Source organism: Pseudomonas sp. K5002 (genome assembly GCF_013386655.1).
GTDB lineage: Bacteria > Pseudomonadota > Gammaproteobacteria > Pseudomonadales > Pseudomonadaceae > Aquipseudomonas.
The window spans coordinates 1-1,160 of sequence record NZ_JACARK010001177.1 but is presented as its reverse complement, the minus strand read 5'-3'; the positions used below and the strand labels follow the sequence as shown (position 1 = coordinate 1,160).

Here is a 1,160-nt window from a genome sequence, read left to right as displayed (position 1 = left end):
AGGTGCTGCTGTCCGGTGAGCCTGGCGGCTCGGCACTGGCCGTGCGTATCCGTGAAGTGCTGCTGTCCACGGGCGACGATGAGATGAACCCCGACACCGAGCTGTTGCTGGTGTTCGCCGCCCGCGCCCAGCACCTGGCCGAAGTCATTCGCCCGGCACTGGCCCGGGGCGCCGTGGTGATTTGTGACCGGTTTACCGATTCCACCTATGCCTATCAGGGCGGCGGTCGTGGCTTGTCCCTGGAGCGCATTGCGGCCTTGGAAACCTTCGTCCAGGGCGATTTGCGGCCCGACCTGACCTTGGTGTTCGATCTCCCGGTGGAAGTCGGCATGGCCCGTGCCTCCGCCCGGGGTCGCCTCGATCGTTTCGAACTGGAAACCCGAGTCTTTTTTGAAGCTGTGCGCGGCGCGTTTCTCAAGCGCGCCGAAGCCGACCCCGCCCGTTACTACCTGTTGGACGCCGCACAACCGTTGACTCAGGTTCAGCAGTGCATTGACGCCCTGTTGCCGAAGCTTGTGGAGCGTGTCCGTGGCTGAAGCCTACCCGTGGCAGGACAGCCTCTGGCAGCAACTGGCGGGCCGTGCCCAGCACGCCCACGCCTACCTGCTCCACGGCCCGGTGGGCATCGGCAAGCGCGCCCTGGCCGAGCGGCTGATGGCCAGCTTGTTGTGCCAGCGGCCCAACGGCCTGGAAGCCTGCGGCGAATGTAAATCCTGCATGCTGCTCAAGGCCGGCAGCCACCCGGACAACTATCTGCTGGAACCGGAAGAGGCCGACAAGGCGATCAAGGTCGACCAGGTGCGTGATCTGGTCAGCTTCGTGGTGCAGACCGCGCAGATGGGCGGGCGCAAGGTGGTGCTGATCGAACCGGTGGAGTCGATGAACATCAACGCCGCCAACGCCTTGCTCAAGAGCCTGGAAGAACCGTCCGGCGATACCGTGCTGCTGCTGGTCAGCCACCAGTCCAGCCGCCTGCTGCCGACCATTCGCAGCCGCTGCGTGCAGCAGGCCTGCCCGTTGCCGAGCGAAGCCATGAGCCTGCAGTGGCTGGCCCAGGCGTTGCCGGACTGCGGCGAGGCAGAGCGCGTCGAGTTGCTGACCCTGGCGGCCGGTTCGCCCCTGGCGGCGGTCAAGCTCCAGGCCCAGGGCGTGCGTGAACA

Annotated in this window: 2 protein-coding genes; both read left to right on the top strand. The window is 66.2% G+C overall.

The genetic code is table 11. The features are described 5' to 3' along the window. Positions 1–536 (top strand): dTMP kinase (gene tmk, locus HX846_RS34620; RefSeq protein ID WP_178967193.1); only part of this gene is annotated, 536 nt, incomplete at its 5' end. Then, positions 529–1,160, top strand: a 632-nt coding sequence (locus HX846_RS34615; protein ID WP_178967192.1) for a DNA polymerase III subunit delta', incomplete at its 3' end; no start/stop codon positions are given. The genes tmk and HX846_RS34615, both read left to right, overlap by 8 nt.